Source organism: Mycobacterium shunyiense (assembly GCF_058270035.1).
Genome location: NZ_JBZDPT010000031.1, coordinates 579,534 through 600,797, shown reverse-complemented (window position 1 = coordinate 600,797; position 21,264 = coordinate 579,534). Strand labels below are relative to the sequence as shown.

The window sequence follows — 21,264 nt, the reverse complement described above, 5'->3', positions numbered from 1 at the left end:
GCGGTCTCGCGGTCAGTGGCGCGGCGTCGTGGTGATGTGCACGTGGTCGTAGTGGCCGTAGCCCGATGACTGCGGACCGCTCGGTGTGTAGTAGGTGCCACGCCAGATCACGTCCTGCAACCCGAAGCGGGCCGCATTGCTCATCGCGAACGCGAGAATTTCGTCTCCGAGCGCGATGCCCTCGGGGCTTCCGGGGTTGGGAATCATGATGTCGATCGCCAGACCGCTGGGATGCCACGGCTTCGAGTCCGGCCGGACCCCGTCGATGTCGGCGATCTGGGGAAACCGTGCGCTGACGGCCCGGGCGGCCAGGATGGTGTTGGGCTGTAACCCGACCTCCGAGGCGACACCGACCGGCAACCCCTCCGGGATATCTGCGGGGGCACCCGCGTTGTCGACGATTGCCTGCTGGTGCGGTGCCAGCGCTCCGTACTGCGCCTCCGCGGCGGCGATCTGACGCTGCAGTTCACTCCATTTGGCCTGAAGGTCTGCGCGCACGGCGGAGGCTTGCTCGACGGCGGCGCGGGCGTCAGCAGCCGAGGTCTCTGAAGCCTGGGCAGCGGCGGCCGCGCGCTCATGCGTCGACTTGAAAGCCAACATGTCATCGGCCGCCTTCGCGGCCACGACCCGTTGCAACGACAGCTTGTCGATCAGTTGCCGCGGCGAACCCGCGGTCAGCACCGCCGCCATCTGACCGTCGCCGCCACTCATGTAGGTCATTGCCGCCACCCGGTTGACCGCGGCCTGATAGGGCTCAAGCCGGACGTTCGCGGCAGCAAGGGCCTCCAGATCCGCGCTGTGGCGGTCTTCGGCCGCAGTCTGGGCAGCCAGCTTGGCGTCGACATCGCGTTGAGCGGCGGTGACGGCCTCACGCCCCTTCACCGCCTGCCGGGACAACTCGTGGAGCTTCGACATGGCATCAGCCCCGGGCTCAGCCTTCACATCGCCCATCGACGTCGCCACCACCAGGGCGGCCACGGCTGAACCGCACAGCACTCGCCGCAGTGAATGGCGCACCCAGGTCATACGGATTTGTCACGATCTTTCGCTGCGAGGACCGTCGTGGCCCGGCTTGGACGTCTCGGACAGGCTACGAACTGGCATGGGAGATGTCGAGTGGTGGGACTGCTCACGCCCCCCGAAATCTGCGCGGGGCTACTTGGCAGCGAGCTTGACGATGGTGTCTCTCGCAGCGGTCTCGCGGAGGTTCGTGTTCATGACGTAGACGTTGCCGTCGCCGTCGACAGTGATGGCGGATGGGCTTTTGAGCCCGCTGAACGGGAGTTGGACCCAGTCACCCCCGCCGGCCGGCATCCGGGACACTGTTCCTGCCTTCCGGTCCGTGGCATACAGATTGCCTGCGGCGTCCACCGCCAGGCCGGCGACGGTGTCGGGCGCCTCGGCTACCGGCTCGGCCTTCTTCGCGTCCTTCGCGATCTTCACGATCTTGCCGTCTTCGGCTGAGTACAGGTTGTCGTCGGCGTCGATCACCAAGTGCCCCAACCCGGCGGCGATCTCGACGGGAAGCTCGGTCGGGGCGCTCGCGCCAGGAGTGAGCTTCAACAGCTTGTCGCGCTGGTTATCGGCCAGGTAAACCGAGCCGTCCTGGCCCACCGCCATCTGGCCATACTTTGTGAGCTTGTCGAAAGGCAGCGGCTCCGAGGTGGTGGATCCGGGTGGGATCGTCTCGACAGCCCCATCGAGAGTGACGAAGGACAACCGGCCGTCCGGCGCAACCCCGAACGTCGACACGGGCGGATTGCCGCTGGGCTTCATCGGCGTCGGCTGGTCCGCCCCCGGGGTCAAGGTCGCGAACCCGCCGGTACCACCCAGATAGAGAACATTCTTCGCGTCGACGCCCATCTCCCGGTAGTCAAACCCACTGAACGGAAGGGTGGTCTGCTCACCCGATTGCAACGGAACGTCCTTGATCAGCGCGGACGGCGCCGACCCCGGCGAACATGCCAGCGCGACACTGCCCACGACAGCAGCGACCACGCCGAAGACGAATCCTCTTCTCGGACCCATTTTCATCTGTCCCCTCCCGACAGCTTGGATCCTAAGCTTGCTCATTCCTGGGCCTGAGTTCCTCTTCGCGCGCGTTTCGGTGACCCGGGCCAGGATGGCGCTGCCGGTGAGGCTGGTCGCCGCCTCCCCGATCATCGGGGTGGCCGATTAAGCTGGGAGGACCGGCGGGCGCAGAGTCCATCCCAGCTGCCCTGGCTAATCATCATTTGGAGGACTTATGCGGAGGCGGCTGTCGAAGCCTGCGATGACGTGCATGGCGATCGTCGGCGTGGCGCTGCTCGTCAATGGCTCTGCGGCACCAGCTTGGTGCATGCCCGCAGCACAGGACGTCGCCCAGGCGCCGGTCATCGCCCCGCACGTCCCGCTGACTCCATTGGATGAGCTCGATGCCCAGCCCCTGTCGCCGTGGGACGGACTCGACGCCCGCACCCGCCAGGCCACCGCTGACGCAGCCAAGTCCGGGGCCGACATCGAGGTCGTCGTGATGGACCGCGATACCGGTCAGATCGTCTCCAACGGCGCCAGCCAGCCCTTCCCCATCGCCTCGGTGGTGAAGCTGTTCATCGCCGACGATCTGCTGCTGCAGGAATCCAAGGGCGAGACGAAACTGTCTGCTGCGGACCGTAAGTCGCTCGACATCATGCTTCGCTCCTCCGACGACGGTGCGGCCCAGACCTTCTGGGACCGCAGCGGCGGAAACGCGATCATCTCGCGGGTCGTGGCGCGATACGGGTTGTCGGGCACCACCGCGCCCTACAACGGACACTGGGACGTCACGCAGAGCACCGCAAGTGACCTGGTCCGCTATTACGACATGCTGCTGGACGGCACTGGCGGACTGCCTCCCGAACAGACCAGCGTGATCATCACCAACCTCGCCCAATCCACGCCGACGGGCACCGACGGATACCCGCAACGCTTCGGCATCCCCGAGGGGCTCTTCGCCGAGGCGGTCGCCGTCAAGCAGGGCTGGTTCTGTTGCTGGAGCGGCGCCAACCAGTTGCACGTCTCCACCGGAGCGATCGGGCTCGACGCCCGCTATGTGATGGCGATCAGCTCCCTGGAACCGGGCGACGCCGCGGCTGCTCGCAACACCATCACCCAGGCCGTCAAGGCGATGTTCCCCGGGGGGCACATCTAAGCGGCCCCGTCTCACGAGCCGCCTCATTTTCGAGACGGTAACCGGTGCCGACTGCTAATCAGCAGACTCCACATGGCCTGACCCGACCACGCTCGCAGACTTCATGTAGCCGAACGCGTGAACATGCAGCCAACCTAACGAATTCCCCAGGTTCGGGCGCTGCTGTTGCGGCCCCAAGGTGGTGCTGCTTGCCGCTGTACCTCAGGCACGAGCTACCCAACCGCGGAACGTGAAGGCCGCGTAGAAGAGAGAGACGTCGTCAAATCCGGCCTGGCGCAAGATGGCCTCGTCCTGCTCGGGGGTCAGGATTGGCACCTGCTCTTCGACGGCGCGCCGCCCTTCCTCGGCATCGTCGCGAGCCACGCCACTGGCGACGCAGAACTCGATGTGTCGCCTCATCCATTTGTCGCGGCCGACCTGCGGAACGCTGTAGTGGGCAACGACTACTGGCGCCCCGGGCCGCAGCCGCCGATGAATCTCGGTCATGGTGCGCAGGCGCTCGTCGTGGTCGAGGAAGTGCATCGTCAGAATGCTGATCGCCCCGTCGTAAAGCGTGTCGGGGGGAATGTCGTCGATGACGCCCTCTATGAGGTGCACCCGATCGAGGTTCTCGCCGACCGTACGTCCAGCCAGAGCGAGCATTTCACCTGACGGGTCGACGCCGTCGATTGTCCACTTAGGGTGGGCTTCGGCGAGCATTGCCGATTCCTTCCCGCCGCCCGCGCCCACCACCAAAATCCGGGCGACGTTTGGTGCATTCTCGCCTAGGAGCACCGATGCCATCTGATGCAGCGCGTCGTATCCGGGAACTCGCCGCGGCGGCTCCTCTGCGTACCGCGCAACGCGTTCAGCAACTGAGAACGGGTCGGTAGAGGCTTCAGATGTCATTCACTCAGACTCGCGATGGCACAGCACCCTGCCAAGTAAATTTGCCATTCAGGCAAAACGCCCGTTACTGCTGCCCAATCTGCCCCGTAGCTCCGGTCTCACACCGCCCGTCTCAAGATGCTCGATGCGAAGTGCGCGATGTGCAACGGGACAATCCCGTCCCACTCTGATTCAGGCCGCCGAAACCGCGAGCCGATTCGGCGATAGCCGCGGGTCTCACGAACTTGGCGGATCCGCCATCGCCCCGCCATCAGTCGTGAGATTCCGCCACGTTCCGTGAAAACCTACAACTGTTGTCGACCTAGCTGTAATTCCCACACAGGTTGTGAACGCGTAGGCGTTCGATGGGTGTCTTGCCGCCGATGCCGGTGTGGGGTCGGTGGTGATTGTAGTGATGCAGCCAGTCCGGGTAGGTCGCTGCACGGGCCTGGTCGGACAGATAGATCTGCGCGTAGGCCCATTCGGTGGCGAGCGTGCGGTTGAATCGCTCCACTTTGCCATTGGTCTGGGGACGATACGGCCGAGTGAATTTGTGGGTGACGTCCTTGCCGAGTGCGTCAGCGAAAACCTTTGACCGATAACAGGATCCGTTGTCAGTCAACACCCGTTTGACGGTGATACCGTGATCGGCGAAGAACGCCCGGGCGCGGACCCAGAAATCCGCGGCGGTCTGCTTGCGTTCATCATCGAGGATCTCCGAATACGCCAACCGGCTGTGATCGTCGAGGGCATGGTGCAGGTAGGAGTAACCCATGTTGGCGCGGTTGCGGCGGCCGGCTTGGCGGCCCAGTTTGCGGTGCCCACCACCGTCGGGGATACGCCCGAGCTTCTTGATGTCGACATGGACCAGATCCCCGGGTGCAGCGTGTTCGTAGCGGTGCGGCTTGGGCCTGCGCACCGGCAGGCCACTGGCCTGGTCCAGATCACCCAGCAGCGGCATCCGGTAGCGGCGTAGCACCGCCTCCACGGTCGAGCGTGGCAGCCGCAGGTGCGCGGCGATGCGGTGCGGCCCCCAACGACGCGTGAAGCGCACCTTGATGATCCGCCGCTCCAGCCGCTGGCACAGGCGCCGCGGGCTGCGATGCGGCCGACTGGACCGATCCGCCATCGCATCCTGGCCGCCGGCCCGGTAGCGGTCGGCCCACTTCTTGGCCGTGGCCCTCGAGCATTGGAATCGTTCCGCCGCCCGGGCGTAGGCCCATCCGTCGTCGACGACACAGCGAGCCAGCCGCAACCGGCCCTTCGGAGTCAAACAGGCATTAGCGTGGACCATGAGGACCTCTCGGTGATCGGGGTGTGTGTGGTAACCACACCGATACCGGAGGTCCTCACCTATTTACGCTCACCACGCCGTTCACAACCTGTGTGGGTGTAGGTTCTCATCTTCGGCTGCATCGAGCGACCCGCCTGACCGCGGGTTTTGCTCGTTGTCTCACGACGATTGCACGATGGTTTGTCTCACGAAACACTGCATTTCCTACAGCGATACCTGAAGACCTGAAGATGTCTCGCACACCAAACGGGCCGTTGACTATTGATCGTCCGGCGCAGCGCTTGCGCGATGCTCCATTCAATCTGTGTGTTTCTACTTAACTCCCGATATGCCCATGAGGTACACCCATATCTCGGCCAACGCTGTGTAAGGCTCCGGCCACGCTCCTGATGCTCGGCGAATTCTGCTGTCAAGCGACGCAGGCGGAAAGACGTCGAACGAGTCATGCCGACCCAATGCGGCTCGGGCGGTGTGGTCGTAAGTTGAGTTAATACTTGCGCCCGTTGTCTCAAACTCCAGTGTCCAGTCCTCGGCGAGGTCGGCCGGGGGAAGCAATTCGGCCCTTTCGACCCGCCCGCCTGGACCTCGCAGCTCGAACATCTTTGGCAGGTCGCGATCATCGCCGAGGGGATGGACGGAGATGTTCTGCCACGTGCTCAGTTCCTCCGTGTAAAGCCACTGGTAGGCATCGAAATTATCATCGAAACGTGGTGATGCAGTGTCGTTTTCGGCTGCGTCAGTCTGCGTAATGCCGATCAGGGCACCGCCGCGGAGCTCTGCGGTGTAAGGCACGGTCAGCAGGCGGTCGCGCAGGATCACCCAGTCCCAGTATCCGTCGCCATCGTTATTGATCTTCTGGCCTTCGACTCGAACATCGGCGAGCAGACGCACGGTGTAGTCGACCATCACCCCAGTTCCGTCCTCGTCGGCGGCGTAAACGTCCGTCACCGCAACGTCAACAAGCTCCACACCGGGTTCGACTTCGGCTTCGGGATCCATCATCGTTTCGATCTCGTCGTCGTCGCCCCAGCCATGATTCCTGCCGATGCTGACGTCACCAATGTCGATCCATTCCGGGGGCGGCCCATGACGATCGTAGGCATTCCTCGCCGCTTCATAGTCGCTCTGCAGCGACGCAGCGACGATCTCGAGCACCGTGACCACGTCGATTGGCTCAACCGGCTCAGGTGGGGCGGGCGCTGGGCCGAAGAACTTGTCGAGCATCTCTTCTTCGACTTTTGTGCCGGTTTGCTTCCAAATCCGCATATCGCTCTTCGCGTGGCCAAGGGCCAGGGCAGTCTTCACCACATCGTCCTCGTTACGGCTGAGGAAGACGACCGATCGAAGCTCGTTGTTGGCCCGGTCGAGGGCACCACGCACCCAGGCGGAATCGGCGGCACCAGTGCGCACGCCAGTCTTCGCGGAGCCGGGGCCGGTGCCCAGGATCTGATCACGCAGGCCAGCAATTGCCGATTTGCCGGTCAACCCGATGACGATGACATTCGGAATGTCGGCGCATGTCTTGAGCAGCTCGTCGGCGATCTGCGCACTGTCGAGATCTGAAAGCGGTCGACTGCCGGCAAGGCCGGCCTGACGCAACCTCTTGTGCATCTGCCGTTCCGACGTCAGGTCTTCCCAGGCATGCACCGCAAACTCCAGCACCACAACTTCTGGAATCCACAGCTCGGCGCCGCGCGCTTCGAGACCATGGGCCAGACGTTCGATATCGCCAATATTGAGGCGGCCCTTATCGAGAAAGGACGCATCGAGCACCGCAGCTTTGGCCCACTCGCTATCGCCCACACTGGTCATCTTTTCACCGCGCGCCGGGTCGGGCTTGGCTGCCGCCGCTGCAAGTTCTCACGTTGGATGCAAGCCGGGCGTCGATGACCTGCCTTCCTACGGACTGACTCACGACGAGTGCGTCGCAGATCATTTGACGGCGGTTCTTCATTTCCTAAGTATTCCGATCGGCACTTAGTCCGGCAGCGTAATCGCTGGCAGAACTGAACGGACAGACCATCGCGGGTCCTGGAGGAGCTTCTCTCGGGCGCCTGACCCTTGCCGGTTGTCTGTATTGGCCAGTGCGCTTGCGAGCGCACGCCTTACTCGGACGTCCGGGTCCTGGCTGAGCGCATCGCCGAGGTACTCCGGAATCTCCATCGATTCGGCCCATAAGATTGCTGCGAGGCTCCTCAATGTCCAACTGCCCTGGGCAAGCAGGCCTAGGCTGTCACCGAGTTCGGATTGGACGAGTTGCAGTGTCTTGGCGACTCTGTAATCGTCGTCGCTGCCGATACCGATGAGGCGGAGCGCTGTATCACGTACCAATCGCTTCTCCTCAGGCGATTTTGCCAGTCGCCCCGCGAGGTATGCGGCCGCCGGCCGGCAGTCACTCCTGTCATTGATACGCATTGCGCCTAACGGGCTGCTCATCGAACCGTTGAGCGCGTCCGCCTGCGAGAGTGGCGGATTCACCGCAAAATCTATAGCCTTTGAGAGGAATTCGCTGCGGCGTTCTTCATCGAGATCATCCGCCAGGTTACCTGCCGCAAGCAGATAGCTGTCCCGATTCGAAGACGGTTCCCACGGCGACGCCGCGTTTGACATGAGCATCTCGATGCATGCAATGCGTTCATCTATCGGCAGCACGGCTGCGAGCAGCGAGTCGCCGACAGCACCCGTTCCAGTTGCAATGCGATTCGGCCCATTCTTGCGTGGTTCGCGCAAGCGCTGCGCACCCGCCTGAGCCGCTTCCGGATTGACCTGATTAGGGTCGCTGTACCCGAGCAGGGCAGCCGCCTCGTGGTGACCACCGCCAGCCATCTCCTGGAGCCGATTACCCACCTGGTCGAGGTTGGCCACAAGTACATCCCGTGCAGTCGACCGGAACGGGTGCGCTCCCCGCGCATACAATCCGACGAGCTGCTCAAGTGCGACCGTGCGAAGATCATCGCCGTGGGCGCGAGCGATACCTGCCGCAATCGCAACATGGCTTTCGTCTGTCCGCCGGTAATGATGTTCCTTGACCACTACGGATTCGGCGAGCATGTCAAGCAGCGCCTGAGCAGGTTGCGTGGGAAGTCGCGCGGACAATGCCGCGAGCAGGCCATACGCTGACAAGTACATTTGCGGACTGATGATTGGAGAGTCGAGGAGTTTGCCCGCGGCGACGTCGTTGATCACGCTGAGCGCTAGTTCGATGACATGGTCGAGCTGATCATCGGGGATGAGATCGGCTTGTTCGGTCGCGAACTGTAACGCGGAGGCAGCCACCCAGGACAAGGGACTCTTCATCGGCTCGGTGACATCGTGGTAGGCATCGCCGAACGCAACAGCAACTGCGCGCGCCTCCTTATAGTCGCCTGCCCCAATTGCGTAATAGGCAGCTAGCGGGAGATCGCCTGTGGCACGGTAGATCTCGCCAAGTAGACGACGTGCCTCAAGTTCGTCGAAGATGGACGCCGACCTGATCCCGTCGAGAAGGTGTCGACGCAGGTTGATTGCGGCAACTCTCGGCGCGTCGTTGTGCAGGGCCGCCAACGCTCGTTCCCGTGCGTCGTCCGCACTGGTGACGATCTTCGGACGCGAGGGAAGCTCGGAGAGGGCGCTCGCCAACGGGTGCCATTTGTCTTCGTGGATGCCCTTGTAGCGAGTTGAGACGAAACGCTGACTGTAGAGCCAGTCCGCCGCATCGGCGTGGCGCTTCGCCAGACATGCCTCGCCGATGGCTTCTTGCCACTCGCTGTCCGCTTCCGTTGGCGATGCCTGAAGCAGTTTGTGGCGGGCATGCCGCGCAAGGGTCAATGCCTTGAGATCTCTCGGCATCCCCGTTCTCGCGCTGTGGATTAGGTGAGACCATTCGCCAGTGGCGTCGGCCACGGTGAGTCGCAACCGTACCGCCACATCGATGTGGGTGCTGGCGACCTCTGCGGCGGTCGATTCGATCTGCTCCTGGTGCGCGGTGATCCACGCTAGGTCGTCATTCCCTAGAGCGCATTCGGCGGCGAAAAGGACAGTGCGGGCACGGTCCGCACTGTCGACTAGTTCAATTGCTTCAGTGGGCAAGTCGATGCGCGCGGGAAGCGGCGAGTGGAAATGGTCTGTGATGAAGTCGGCGATCTCGAAAGCAGCGCCAAGGGTCGGAGTACGAGGTGCTTGAGTCCGAGTCCGCCCGAACGCGGGGAAGCCTGCGAGGTCTCGCAGAATACCGGCCACGCGGTCGGCCCGCAGTGAGTTGCCGGTATTCTCGGCCGTCCAGAGAGCGTCCATGAGCAGGCGGATTGCCGTGTCTTCCTCTCCTGCACGAACACAGAGCGCTGCCACCGCATTGTCGAATTCGGCTGCGTGGCCGGGAAACCCCGCTGCAATCAGTTGGCTCTGGATCTCGCGATAGAGCACGAGCGCACCGGCAGGATCGTCGGCAGATGTCTTCTTGGCTCTGTCAAGTAGTCCCTGGACATCAGTGCTTGCAAGGGGGCCAAGCAAGACTGCCTCTGCGGTCGCAACTGCATCAGGGCCTGCGATCTCGACAGGGGTAAGTACGTGTGGGACACAGAAGCGTTCGGCGGCCCGTGCACCGAAGTATTTGATGACGATCTCTGGCTTGTCGCGCAGCATCTCCGAGATCCGTGACTGGTCCCAGACGTCGATCTCTAACGGATGGTGTTGTTGGTTGAGCGCAGTCTTGCGTTCAACGAGAGCCAGGTCGTCTGCTTTACAGCCCACGCCGATCACCAGTCGGACAAGAGTGAACGGCAGGGTCGACCGTGTGTACTTGTCGACAGCTTTGTTCAGGTCAGCGACGGTGAACTGCTGGTATCGCTTTGACTGGATACCTTCGGCAGTTCCGTGGGCATTGGTACCGATGACATCAAGGCCTTTTTGGGCTTGCCCCCTCTTTCCGAAGTAGCTGAGGGAGCGCAGACCGAGCTCGTGTCTCCCGAGATCCAGCAACAGTCGCTCGAAGTCCTCCCAATCCATTGAGTCGGTGGGGAGGAGTTCAAGCTGGGGATCAATCGGCGGTTCGGTGACCTTGCCGGGTCCCTGACGAACCGGGTCATCGATCGAAATCGCAGCTAGCTCACCGCCGAGTTGATCCGAGTCATCCACGATACGCTCGCTTTCCACCCGGGTGGCACCGTCGCCGTTGTCGCTTTGCCGAATCCACTTCGCCACCGTCGTTGGGTGCACCCCGAAATCACCAGCGATCTTTTCAATCGTCACACCTTTCTCACGCTGTTGGACCGCTCGTACGACGTTGTCACGAAATTCCTTTGGATACGGCCGTACCATGGTGATACCTTTCCCGCCGATTCTGGACAACAGAGCTTCCGCCGAAACACCAGGCGAGCGCCGGCCAGGGGCGTTCATTGCAACGACGCGCCCTCAACATCGGATGCAACGACCTGATAGAACCACTTGGCGATATCTGACATAAGGTGTGATCGACCAGGCGCATTGGTGAAGAAGTAGTCGCTCATCTTTTCGTGGGCACCTTGGTTGTCGGCGACCGCACCAGTGACCGCATCGTCAAAGTCGGGCGACTCAACGAACTGTTTGGTGGTGTTGACCTTCGCCTGCTGCACGAGCGCATGATCTTCGAGCAGTGTCCGCAGTAACGCTTCGAGGAACGAAACCTTCTGAGACTGGGTGAAGTCCTCGGAGCCGAACAGGTCATTGAGCCGGTCGAGGACCTGTTGGAAGGCAACCATTTTCGGGTCACGCTTCTCACCCGACCCGGCCGCGGTTACCCCGGACAGTCCGACCCGCGTACCAAGCCCGATGTCAACCCTGCCCTTGTCGACCTGTTTGACCTGCTTCAGTACGACGTCAGATAGATCGATCGGGGCGGTGTAGTTCTCCGACTGGATGAACCGGTCCAGCAGTCGCAGATAGATCTGCTTCTTCTCCAACTCCGGATCCCCGTAGTCAATGATCTGCGACATGAAGTCATAGAGCCGGACGAACGACCCCACGTCCTTGCGGAACATGTCCAGCTCGGCGAGCGCGGCCTTGTCGCCCTCGCCGCCGTTGTGGATCAATGCCGCGGTGTACCGCTCGGCGAACCGCTTCTGCCCGGGCCCGACCGCACCAGCCAGCGCGCTGTTGCCCTTGCCCTTCACGAAAGCCTCGGCACACTGGTCGATCTCGGCCTGCGTGTAGATCGCCGCGGTGTCGATCTTCGCAGCGAGGTCGTGCACCAGGTTCGGGTCGGTCGCAGTCTCGAGGAACGCATCGGTGAAGTACGGCTCGAACGCCTCCTTGATCGCCGCGGGCTCGTTGACGAAGTCCACCACTTGGGTATCCGCCGCCGTCTTCGGCGTGCCGGACGGGGTGCGGTAGGTGCGGTTGAGCCGCGAAAGGGTCTGCACCGCAGTTACACCGGACAGAATGCGATCGACATACATGGCGCACAGCAGCGGCTGATCGAACCCGGTCTGGAACTTATTCGCGACGATCATGATCTTGTACTGATCTCCGCGGAACGCCGTCCGCAGATCGTGCACGCCCGGGTTCATCGACGCCTCAGTGAAGTCCTCCGGCCCGGACTCGGGGTCCTGCACGGCCCCGGAGAACGCGACGAGCGTCCCGAAGCCGTAGCCGTTCTTCGCGATGTAGTCGTCGATCGCCAGCTTGTACCGGACCGCGGCCTTGCGGGAGTCGGCGACGACCATCGCCTTGGCGTGCCCGTCCAGCAGAGGCGCGATCTTCTCCCGGAAGTGCTCGATGATGAGCGCCGACTTCTGGCTGATGGTCTGCGGGTTCAGCTTGACCCACTTCATCACGGCCTTGGTCGCCTCGTTCTGGTCGACCTCCTCGCCGCCGCCGGCGTTCTGCCCGATCTGGAACGCCAGCTTGAACGAGTGGTACCCGGTCAGCACGTCGAGGATATAGCCCTCCTCGATGGCCTGCTTCATCGTGTAGACGTGGAACGGCACCGGGTTCTCGCCCGGCGCCGGCGGGCGGCCGAACAGTTCGAGTGTCTTGCCCTTCGGCGTGGCGGTGAACGCGAAGTAGGAGATGTTCTCCGAGCTCGCGCGTTCGGTGGCCTCCGCCGCGAGGATCGCCTCGACGTCGATCTCACCACCATTGTTGATCTCGTCGATCTCCTCGGCGGTCAGCACAGCCTTAAGCTTGCCGGCAACCTGACCGGACTGCGACGAGTGCGCCTCGTCGGCGACGACCGCGAAGTTCTTGCCCTTGAGCCCCTTGTTCTTTCGAATCTCGTCCATCGCGAACGGGAACGTCTGGATCGTGACGACGATGATCAACTTGCCGTCGGTCAGGGCCTTCGCCAGCAGCCCCGACTTCGAGGCACCGGCCTTGGCCGCCTCGTCCCGGCCGATCGCCACCACGATGCCCTGGTCGTTGTCGATCTGCTTGATCGCGTCCTGCAGCTGCGCATCGAGGACGTTGCGGTCGGTGACCACGATGACCGAATCGAAGACCTTCTTGTCGCCAACCTGCAGCCGCGCCATCCGGTGCGCCGTCCAGGCGATCGAGTCCGTCTTCCCCGACCCCGCCGAGTGCTGGATCAGATACCGCTTGCCGACCCCCTCCGCGGTGACCGCGGCGGTGAGCTCGGTGACTGCCTCCCACTGGTGGAACCGCGGGAACCGCAGCGTCGACGACTTCGTGGTCTTACCACTGATGGGATCTGTGGTGGACTCGTGCTTGATGTACATCAGCCGGCCCAGGATGTTTAGCCACGCATCGCGCTGCAAGACCCGCTCCCACAGATACGAAGTCCGTGACCCGTTGGGGTTCAGTGGGTTTCCAGCCCCGCCGGTCTCCGTCCCGCGGTTGAACGGCAGGAAATGCGTCTTCTCGCCCGCCAGCTTCGTGGTCATCCACACCTCGTCGTTGGACACCGCGAAGTGCACCAGAGCCCGCGCGCCGGACTCGAACAGCGGCTGCGCCTTCCCCGTCGCGGGGTCCTTCGGCAACCTGGAGGTGCGGTACTGGGTGATCGCATCAGCGACGGTCTGGGTGAAGTCGGTCTTGAGCTCCGCGGTGGCCACGGGCAGCCCGTTAACGAAAAACACCAGGTCCACAGACCTGTTGTCGGCGGTGGAGAAGTGCACTTGCCGCATCACCCGCAGTCGCACCGCGGCGTAGTCGGCATTGCGCTTGGCGTTGAGCGTGGACTCCGGCTTGAACACGCACATCTGGAACTTCGCCGCCAGGTGCGAGAAGCCCTTCCGCAGCAGGTTCAGGGTGCCGCCGCCGTTCTCCAACGGCACGTCGAGCACCTTCACGATCCGGTCCAGCAGCTGCGCCTGCTGCTTCGCCAGGTCCTTCGAGCCCGGCTTAACCACTTTCTCCAACTGGTCGGGCTGCGTGTCTGCCAGCCACCCGAGGACGTCCTCGGGGAACAGCGCCCGCTCCTTGTCGTAGCCGGTGTCGTCCGAGGAGTACTCCCAGCCGTGCGCGGCGAGGTATTCGGCGATCTCCTTCTCGAACTCGATCTCGTTGTGCTGCGCCACGATCAGGCCACCTCCCCGCGCACATCGATCTGCCCGGTCACTGCGGCGGTGATCAGCGCCGAGCGGCGTTCCCGCGCCAACTCGATGAACCGCTCCGTCTCCGCGATCAGGGTATCGATCTTCGCCGTCTGCTCGTCGATCCGCCCCACGGTGCTGGCCTGGTCAGCGAGCGGCGGCACCGGGACCTCGATATTGCCCATCTGGTCCCAGTAGAGGCGCCACTGCGACGGGCGGATTCCGGTAGACCTCACCGCGTAGTCGGCGACCATCAGCGGGCTGCGCAGGAACAGATGGGCGAACCGCGGTAGTAGACGATCATCGATCGGGCGCACCACTTCGTAGTCGCCGCTCACGATGCCCCGGTACTCTGAGACGCCTAGCGAACCCTGCCACGCCTTCATGCGGTTGATGACCACATCGCCTGGCCGAACAAGCAGATAGCGGGCGACGTTTTCCGGTGTGCGGTTGAAGTTGTCGTCGCGGGAGGACTTCGGGATGACCCCGTAGTCGCGATAGACCGACAGGACTTCTTCGGCCGGATGGTTTGCTTCAGACGACGGGGTGAACAGGTACTTGAGGCGGACGCGAGTTCCAGCGGCCGTCGCCGTCACCTCGTCTAGGACAGCGCGTTTACGAAGTCCGAGCATCTCAATGAGCCGCTGCTGCTCCTCGATGAGCGTGTCGATCCGGGCCGTCTCCCGGTCCAGGAAGTCGGCGATCGCTCGCTGCTCGGCTGGCGCCCAGACGGGGATCCGAAGTGCTCGAAGTTTCTCAGCCGTGAGGTGTGGAATGGTGGATTTGTTGCAGAGGATGTCTATTACCCCGGCATCTCGATACGCACGAAGTACATACGCCAAGTATCGCGGCGAAGACATTCCGACCGAGCGGACTCGGTTGACCGTCTTCTGAAACGACCACCCGTGAAGGTCCTCGTCGAGCACGACACACGTGCCAACTGCACCGCCCTCAACAACGAGAACGTCACCTCGGCGTAAGTCAAGGATGGAGGCCTCAGACTCGGTGAACGGCATCGTGTTCACGTCTGTCAGGACGAGACCAGAGTCTTGAATGTTGGCGGCCCGGATGTACGGAAGCATCGATGCATCAGGACCTACTGTGCGTCCCGCATCCAGCATCTTCCCGAGCGTCACAGTGAAGGAGGTGCCGATCGACGCATACACAGAACCCTGAGTGGGTGAAAACGGATTCAACGCGATCGTCATCGCTCGACCTCACGCAGCAGTTCCATGATCTTCGCGACCTGCTTCTCCAGCTCCGCGTCGATCTCGGCGAGCGGCCGGGGCGCGACGTATTTGTAGAAGTGTCGGGTGAACGGAATCTCGTAGCCCACCTTGGTCTTCGCCGTGTCGATCCAGGCGTCGGGCACGTGCGGGAGGACCTCGGTGTCGAAGTACGCCTTGATCGTCTCCCCTCGGCCAGCATCACCCTCGGTGTTCCCGCCGTAGGTGAACGGGATGTTCTCGGTGTCCCGCAGCTTCGCGTCCGGTTTCGGATTCCCCTTCCGGTCCGTCGACACCTTCCCCGCCGCGGTCAGCAGTGGACGCTCCACCGTTGCCGTCCAGTACCCGAAATCGTGGGCCGTGAACACCTTCGAATAGTCAGGGTCGGCTTCGTCGAACGCGTCGTACAGCGTCAGGATCCGATCCCGGGACTTCGCGTCGACCTCTCGTCCCTTCGCGCCGAGGTTCTTCTGCATCTTGGTCCAGAACGACGTGGCGTCGATCAGCTGCACCTTGCCGACGCGCTCCGGGCGCTTCGTGTTGTCCAGGATCCAGATGTACGTGGCGATGCCGGTGTTGAAGAACATGCTCGTCGGCAGCGCGACGATCGCCTCCACCAGATCGGACTCAAGGAGCCACTGTCGGATCAGCGATGGACCGGACTCTGCGCCGCCGTTGAAGAGCGGTGAGCCGTTGAGGACGATGCCGGCGCGGCCGCCGCCGTCGTGCGTGGGCCGCATCTTCGACGCGAGGTGGGACAGGAACAGCATCTGCCCGTCCCCGACCGATGGGAGACCGTGGGAGAAGCGGGAATTCGGAGCGAGCGCCTCCTTCTTCACCGACTCCTGTGAGGCCTTCCAATCCACACCGTAGGGCGGGTTGGACATGCAGAAGTCGAAGGTCCGGTCGAAGAACAGGTCGTCGGCCAGGGTGTCGCCGAGCTTGATGTTCCCCGCGTCCTGGCCCTTGGCGATCATGTCGGACTTGCAGATCGCGTAGGACTGGTCGTTGATCTCCTGCCCGTAGAGCCGCAGCCGAGCGTCCGGGTTCCGCTCCAGCAGCCGTTCCTCGGCGACGGACAGCATCCCGCCTGTGCCGGCGGTGGGGTCATAGATGGTGCGCACCGTGCCGGGTTCGAGCAGGGCTTCGTTGTCCTCGGCGAACAGCAGGTCCACCATCAGGCGGATCGCGTCGCGCGGGGTGTAGTGTTCGCCGGCCTCCTCGTTGGAGGCCTCCGCGAACTTGTAGATCAGGTGCTCGAACAGGTCACCCATCTCGGCGTTGGAAACGACGTCGGGGTGCAGGTCGACCTCGGCGAACTGCGACGCCACCAGGTACAGGCGGTTCTTCTCGTCGAGGGTGGCGAGCTCGTTCTCGAACTTGAACCGTTCGAAGACGTCGATGTTCGCGGAGAACCCAGTGATGTAGTCCATGAGGTTCGCCCGCAGGCCCTCGGGGTCCTCCAGCAGCAGCTTGAAGTCGAACGGGCTGGTGTTGTAGAACTGCAGGCCGGTCTTGCGCTTGACCTGCACGTCCAGGGCGCCGCCTGAGTACTTCTCGGCAAGCGCGCGGACCTCGTCGCGGGTGGGTTCGAGGATGCAGTCCAGGCGCCGCAGGATGGTGAACGGCAGGATCACGCCGCCGTACTGGTGCGGCTTGTACACGCCGCGGAGTTGGTCCGCGATCCCCCACACGAAGTTGCCCAGCTTGCTCAACCGACTCTCCTCCTAGAACTGTGCTCAACGTACGGGTCGCACGAGTGTGACACCCCGATTCGGGCGTTGGGCCGGATCACTTGTCTCGGCCAATTGGAGCGTTGTAGCGCACGGCGTCGAGTAGCGCGGATGCTGTGGCGGCAGCGGCTTCCGCAACAGCAGCGGCCTGATCGGCTAGCTGCTGCACCTCCTGCAGCGCATTGACCAGCTGTTCCTGCTCCGCCAGCGGGAGCAGGGGAATTTCCAGATCCCGCAGGTCAACACGTCGAATCGTCGCGCCCTTGCTGAACCGTTCGTTCCAAGTACCGCACAAGCACTGAGCGACGAAGTGCGGGATGCACTGCTTCTCATCGACGCGAAGCCGATACACGCCATTCCCAAGAATGCGTCCACCATGCTCGTCGACGACCGCCCGTACGGCATTCCACGTCGTTACCAACACGTCGCCGGGGCGAGTTCGTTCGTCCGGTCGCTCGATCAGGTCTGACCTTCCGTCGGTCGGCACGTCCACGATGTCTGCAAGTCCGTGGCGCACGTCGCTGGGCATGACCAGCACGGCGATTTCTTCCTCGCCGAGATCGTCCTTCTTGGCGCGTCCGTTCTGAATCGATGCCACGTTGAGTTGGACGAGCTCTTTCACAGTCAATACTCGTGGTGCCGCATAGGTTCCGTGAGTTATTGGCATCGCCGTGTGATCCATCAGCTCGGCGAGGGCACCCCGGAGGGCTCGTTGAGTGGCAACGAAACGAGCAGCCACGTCATCGGGATCAGATCCCGGTGTTTTCACCCAACGTCGTGGGTCAAGCTGTGCATCGTCCGCGAGCAGGTCCACTGTCTTGATGAGTGCATGCGGCGGAGCATCAGGCATCGCAGGACCGCCCTCGCCGAGGTTTAACCACGAATTTGCGAGAGTTTCTGGGCTGGCCGATTGCGTTGCGTCGATAAGTAACACCGGAAGCGTCTCATTCGGACCCTCCGCGACGCGCACCACCCAGAGTGCTACCGGAATGCCGGTATGTGGCAACATCTTTGGGGGCAGCAAGATTACGGCTTCAATCCACCCCGATCGGAGTAGCTCGGCTCGAATCGCGGCGCTGCGACCACTCGCTGTCAGCGGACCGAGGGACGTGACAATGTATGCACTCCCGCCCGGCTTCAGATGCGCGATCGCATGCTGAATCCAGGCCAACTCCGAGCTGTTCGTCGGTGGTATGCCGAAAGCCCACCGCGGGTCCGCAATATTTTGCGACCGCGCCCAGTCCATACCGAACGGCGGCTCGGCGATGATCGCGTCAGCGTGAAGGTCGGAATCCGGGTCTTCGGCCAACACGTCGCCCAGAGCGAACTCTGCATCGACCCCATGAAGTGAACTCCGCATACGAGCAACGCGTAAAGCCTGCGCATTGATGTCGTGCCCGACCATCCGAGCCTTGCCCGCGTTCTTAGCCGAGGTCTGTACGAGCGCCTCGCCGATTCCACATGCAGGGTCGTACACAAGGCCTTTCGCAGATGCTGCCAAGTTGGACAACAGCTCCGAGATTCGCGACCCCACGACGCCGTATTCACCGACCCCGTACCCGGCTGCGCGGCCACGCTCACTGCTTCCGCGTCGGAGTACCTCGTCTGGCACTTCCGCTAGATGCTTCGGGTCGATTTCATCAACGACCTTGACGAGCGCCGTTATCGCGTCCCTTGCAGAGTTGCCATGTGCGTACCGAGCGACTTCGTCGACAGCGGATGAAACATCGCTCCACCGCATGTCCGCGACGGCTGCCCGTCCAACTTCTTCACGGAGGAAGTTGGCAACTTCGGGAGGATCGACGTCCGTAATTTGTTGCCACACACCGTCGTTGGCGTCTGCAGATAATTTTCGTGCACAGCACAGGGCCAAAGCGAGTTCGGCCGACACAGACGCCGGAACACGGTCTCGCAGAGCGTTCAACACATGCGCGAGCGCGGCTTGTCCGTTGTCTTTTCGAATCTGAATCTCCGGCTTCGCAGCGGCGAGCCAGGCAATGACTTTCGACCGGTCATACAACGGCTTGGCTTCGGAGCCGGGAACGGGTTCCGGGAACGGGATACTGCTGGGGCGCTTCCGCCAATTGGTAACCGCGCCTCGCGAGACGCCGGCCAATTCGGCAATCTGGCTCGGCGTGAGCAGCGCTTCTGCCGAATTGCTCATCAGGCCACACACTTCTGCGCCACGGCCAAGCCGGGTCCAGGTGTTGGACAGTCGGGCAGGAACTTAACCGTATTGGCGGCGAGTTCCAGCCTCCGCGATAGGCCGCCCCGGTGAGCGACGACTGTTGTGTGAATGCCTTGTGCGGCAAAGACTGCGACTGCATCGGCGAAGATTCCGTCGCCGGACACGAGGACGACCTCCGTGAACCGGCGCGGGATGTTCTCCCCAAGTACGTCAAGCAGCGCCAGGTCGGCACCATCCAGTCCCGAACGCACTACGTACCGCACGTGAGTCCATGTGCAGCCGAGATCCAGAAGCCCTCCGGGACCACACCCAACTACCACGTGGTCGCCGGGCCGTAGCGACACGATGCGCTCCACTGTCTCCCTTGCCCATGCAACGTGGTCGTGAACCGCGGCGGACCCGCCGACCACGTTTTCGATATCGACCAACACGATGCGGCGCTGGCCAGCAGTCCGCTCCCGCGAGGAGCGGCTTCCCAACTTTGTGAAGGACATGACACAAAGATCGCATGCGATTGCCTACCTGTCAATAGGTATATGCAATTCACAGCCTCATCTCTGGGTTACGCATACTCGCGCTTGATCCCAGTATGCAGCGGAGGATCCCGCAACAGTTCACGCCAACTCGCTAGTCGCAGCCTCCAAGGCAAGTCTCTGTGCAGATTTGCTCCGCTGCTGCTCTGATTCGGGGGCGGATTTCGGCTCAAGAATGTCGGTACGTCTCGTTAGATTGTGTCGATGCGCTGGTTTGCACGTCCCGAAGGAGACCCCGTGGAGCTGAGGTGCGTGCCGCGGCTGGCGTCGTGGAACAAGGCTGACGATCCAGACCAAGTTCGACTACGGGCGTACCTGGATGACACAGAGGCGTTGGTCGCAACCTCACGGATCAACGGCCCCTGGGCGCTGCGCCTCGATGTCGGATTGCCCAGTTCGCGAAACCTCCTCGACGCGGGAGACCTCGACAACTACGCCTATCCACTCGCCTCTCGACTTCGCGATTCCAATCTGGTGTCAGTGTGGTGCACGAAGCAGCACAGCGAGCGGTCGACAGTGCGCATCGGGCCTGCACGAGAGGTGACCGCACCTGCGGGCGATGTGCTGGTCGCAAGGACCACCGCATCGGCATCGAGCGTCGCCTACAAGGACGAGATCCACGCCGCCGTATCGGCGGCCGTGGAGTTGCCGCCCGGACCGGTTCGGCTCGAATTGTCCTTCGTGCTCGGTCCCCGCCGCAACTGGCTGAACCTCTGGAAACAGACAATCGACGCGCTCGACTCGCTCCTGGGTCGAACCCGACCAGACCGTGCATGGCATCCCCTCGACGGCAGGATCACTGAACTCGGCATGCACTGCACCGTCGACCGAGCTGCCGGCAACACGGTGCTGGTCGCCATCTACGCCTCGCCCGGACAGATGACGATCGACCCAACCAACGCGTTCGACGCACCACAGCTACCCGCCGACGAGATCCCCCACGTGGAACGGCTCGACGCTGTAAGCGATCAGCACCCACACGCGCGCGAGTTCCGCGATGACGACGCCGGCTATCTCGCCTGGCTCGCAGACCACCCACACGGCTACGTCGTCAACATCGCCCGCAACCACAGCGTGTCCGCCGCGCGGCTGCACCACGCCCACTGCCGCACCATCAGCGGACAGAACCCGCACAAGGGAGCGTGGACGGGACCGTACGTAAAGGTGTGCGCCGAACAGTTGACCGCCGTCGAAACGTGGGCGTCCGACAGCGTGCGCAGCGCCATCCCGAAGTGCGGGATTTGCAAGCCTGACACCATGAACCGATGACGGCGGCAGTCAAACTCGGCACCCAGGCGATCGGCGCAGCGGGCGAACTGTTGGTGCAATACCAGCTGCTCAAGCTCGGCATCGACAGCGCCCGGCTGACCACCGACTCCGGTATCGACCTGGTGATGTACGTGCCCGGTCATCAGACAGCCTCCACGATTCAGGTGAAGGCGAACGTCTCACCCAAGCCAGCCGGCGGCAAGGGCAAGCTGCTGCTCAGCTGGCCATTCCCCGATGACTCTCCAGCGCAATGGCTGGCGTGCGTGAACATATCGACCGACAGCGTGTGGCTGTTCCCGATGGATCAGGCTCGCCAGCTGGCGCAGCAAAAACACACCAACGGCACACGACTCCTGTACTTCTACACCGACGAATCCGTCGGCCCGAAATCCCTTCGCCTGCACGACATGACCGCCCACCGGCTCGAAGCCGTCATCACCACTCTGCTCGATGGACGCCCGAGGGAACTGCCGTGACGACC

14 protein-coding genes are annotated in these 21,264 nt (G+C 62.8%); 4 read left to right on the top strand and 10 right to left on the bottom strand.

Annotated features, from left to right (window positions below):
• Positions 1-12: 12 nt before the first annotated feature.
• Both AC4ELS_RS19970 and AC4ELS_RS19965 read right to left on the bottom strand, forming a co-directional pair.
• Positions 13-1,026, bottom strand: a complete 1,014-nt coding sequence (locus tag AC4ELS_RS19970; RefSeq protein ID WP_499048814.1) for a coiled-coil domain-containing protein — start codon at positions 1,024-1,026, stop codon at positions 13-15.
• Positions 1,027-1,155: 129 nt separating this feature from the next.
• Positions 1,156-2,034: an NHL repeat-containing protein gene (locus AC4ELS_RS19965; RefSeq protein ID WP_499048811.1), complete on the bottom strand. Its 879-nt coding sequence runs from the start codon at positions 2,032-2,034 to the stop codon at positions 1,156-1,158.
• A gap of 247 nt (positions 2,035-2,281) precedes the next feature.
• Between AC4ELS_RS19965 and AC4ELS_RS19960 the strand changes: the two genes are divergently transcribed.
• Positions 2,282-3,169, top strand: a complete 888-nt coding sequence (locus AC4ELS_RS19960) for a serine hydrolase (protein ID WP_499048808.1) — start codon at positions 2,282-2,284, stop codon at positions 3,167-3,169.
• 201 nt (positions 3,170-3,370) lie between these two features.
• On the opposite strand, the gene AC4ELS_RS19955 is transcribed toward AC4ELS_RS19960, so the two are convergent.
• The 8 genes from AC4ELS_RS19955 to AC4ELS_RS19920 form a co-directional block, all read right to left on the bottom strand.
• Positions 3,371-4,057 (bottom strand): class I SAM-dependent methyltransferase, encoded by a 687-nt coding sequence (locus AC4ELS_RS19955; protein WP_499048805.1) that lies wholly within the window; start codon positions 4,055-4,057, stop codon positions 3,371-3,373.
• A gap of 301 nt (positions 4,058-4,358) precedes the next feature.
• The gene (locus AC4ELS_RS19950) at positions 4,359-5,330 is read right to left on the bottom strand and encodes an IS481 family transposase (RefSeq protein WP_499048802.1); all 972 of its coding nucleotides are present in this window, start codon (positions 5,328-5,330) and stop codon (positions 4,359-4,361) included.
• A 312-nt stretch (positions 5,331-5,642) separates the two neighbouring features.
• Entirely contained in the window at positions 5,643-7,142 is a 1,500-nt protein-coding gene (locus AC4ELS_RS19945; RefSeq protein ID WP_499048799.1) for a hypothetical protein, read from the bottom strand.
• A 165-nt stretch (positions 7,143-7,307) separates the two neighbouring features.
• The gene (locus tag AC4ELS_RS19940; RefSeq protein ID WP_499048797.1) at positions 7,308-10,655 is read right to left on the bottom strand and encodes a helix-turn-helix domain-containing protein; all 3,348 of its coding nucleotides are present in this window, start codon (positions 10,653-10,655) and stop codon (positions 7,308-7,310) included.
• Positions 10,656-10,699: 44 nt separating this feature from the next.
• Positions 10,700-13,819 carry a type I restriction endonuclease subunit R gene (locus tag AC4ELS_RS19935; RefSeq protein WP_499048794.1) on the bottom strand — a complete coding sequence of 1,040 codons (3,120 nt, stop codon included), beginning with the start codon at positions 13,817-13,819 and terminating at the stop codon, positions 10,700-10,702.
• A gap of 2 nt (positions 13,820-13,821) precedes the next feature.
• A complete protein-coding gene (locus AC4ELS_RS19930; RefSeq protein WP_499048791.1) occupies positions 13,822-15,042 on the bottom strand; it encodes a restriction endonuclease subunit S in 1,221 nt (406 codons plus the stop codon).
• Positions 15,039-16,775 carry a type I restriction-modification system subunit M gene (locus tag AC4ELS_RS19925; RefSeq protein WP_499048788.1) on the bottom strand — a complete coding sequence of 579 codons (1,737 nt, stop codon included), beginning with the start codon at positions 16,773-16,775 and terminating at the stop codon, positions 15,039-15,041. The genes AC4ELS_RS19930 and AC4ELS_RS19925 overlap by 4 nt, the downstream gene beginning before the upstream one ends.
• Before the next feature lie 76 nt (positions 16,776-16,851).
• Positions 16,852-18,957 (bottom strand): N-6 DNA methylase, encoded by a 2,106-nt coding sequence (locus tag AC4ELS_RS19920; protein WP_499048785.1) that lies wholly within the window; start codon positions 18,955-18,957, stop codon positions 16,852-16,854.
• Positions 18,958-19,067: 110 nt separating this feature from the next.
• On the opposite strand from AC4ELS_RS19920, the gene AC4ELS_RS19915 reads away from it, so the two are divergent.
• The 3 genes from AC4ELS_RS19915 to AC4ELS_RS19905 all read left to right on the top strand — a co-directional run bounded on the left by AC4ELS_RS19915 (position 19,068) and on the right by AC4ELS_RS19905 (position 21,259).
• Positions 19,068-19,319 carry a hypothetical protein gene (locus AC4ELS_RS19915; protein ID WP_499048782.1) on the top strand — a complete coding sequence of 84 codons (252 nt, stop codon included), beginning with the start codon at positions 19,068-19,070 and terminating at the stop codon, positions 19,317-19,319.
• 432 nt (positions 19,320-19,751) lie between these two features.
• Entirely contained in the window at positions 19,752-20,783 is a 1,032-nt protein-coding gene (locus AC4ELS_RS19910; RefSeq protein WP_499048779.1) for a hypothetical protein, read from the top strand.
• Positions 20,780-21,259 carry a hypothetical protein gene (locus AC4ELS_RS19905; protein WP_499048776.1) on the top strand — a complete coding sequence of 160 codons (480 nt, stop codon included), beginning with the start codon at positions 20,780-20,782 and terminating at the stop codon, positions 21,257-21,259. Before AC4ELS_RS19910 ends, AC4ELS_RS19905 begins: the two co-directional genes overlap by 4 nt.
• The last annotated feature ends 5 nt before the right edge of the window (positions 21,260-21,264 follow it).

Excerpts from the sequence above, each read along its gene's own strand:
- AC4ELS_RS19970 (WP_499048814.1), bottom strand. The coding sequence starts at position 1,026 with ATGACCTGGGTGCGCCATTCACTGCGGCGAGTGCTGTGCGGTTCAGCC.
- AC4ELS_RS19930 (WP_499048791.1), bottom strand. The coding sequence starts at position 15,042 with ATGACGATCGCGTTGAATCCGTTTTCACCCACTCAGGGTTCTGTGTAT.
- AC4ELS_RS19960 (WP_499048808.1), top strand. The coding sequence starts at position 2,282 with ATGGCGATCGTCGGCGTGGCGCTGCTCGTCAATGGCTCTGCGGCACCA.
- AC4ELS_RS19905 (WP_499048776.1), top strand. The coding sequence starts at position 20,780 with ATGACGGCGGCAGTCAAACTCGGCACCCAGGCGATCGGCGCAGCGGGC.
- AC4ELS_RS19920 (WP_499048785.1), bottom strand. The coding sequence starts at position 18,957 with ATGAGCAATTCGGCAGAAGCGCTGCTCACGCCGAGCCAGATTGCCGAA.
- AC4ELS_RS19945 (WP_499048799.1), bottom strand. The coding sequence starts at position 7,142 with ATGACCAGTGTGGGCGATAGCGAGTGGGCCAAAGCTGCGGTGCTCGAT.
- AC4ELS_RS19955 (WP_499048805.1), bottom strand. The coding sequence starts at position 4,057 with ATGACATCTGAAGCCTCTACCGACCCGTTCTCAGTTGCTGAACGCGTT.
- AC4ELS_RS19950 (WP_499048802.1), bottom strand. The coding sequence starts at position 5,330 with ATGGTCCACGCTAATGCCTGTTTGACTCCGAAGGGCCGGTTGCGGCTG.
- AC4ELS_RS19965 (WP_499048811.1), bottom strand. The coding sequence starts at position 2,034 with ATGAAAATGGGTCCGAGAAGAGGATTCGTCTTCGGCGTGGTCGCTGCT.